A 255-nucleotide genomic window follows, 5' to 3' on the forward strand; every position below is an offset into this window, starting at 1 on the left:
TCGCTGCCAACAACAACGGCGGTGTTCTGGCCATCGTGAATGACAACGATACAGCCAATGACACCGGTGCAGCAGCTGGTACAGCTGACACAGCTGGTACAGCACAAGAAAGCGCTGTTGTGATCGACGCCCGTACCCTGAGCGCGACTAGCCGCTTCAGCTACAACGGCGAAGAAGGTGCCACCCGTACAGCCGACCGCATCATCTTCACTGATGCCAACTTCAATGGTACTCACGCTATTGACGGCGGTGCTG

The 255-nt window shown here is 56.9% G+C and carries 1 protein-coding gene; it reads left to right on the forward strand.

Translation table 11 applies throughout. The features are described from left to right. On the forward strand, positions 1-255 hold a 255-nt coding region (locus tag ACO0K9_RS28165), incomplete at both ends, for a hypothetical protein (protein WP_422990723.1).

Source organism: Undibacterium sp. Ji50W, assembly GCF_049340445.1.
In the GTDB taxonomy this organism is placed as follows: Bacteria; Pseudomonadota; Gammaproteobacteria; order Burkholderiales; family Burkholderiaceae_D; genus Undibacterium.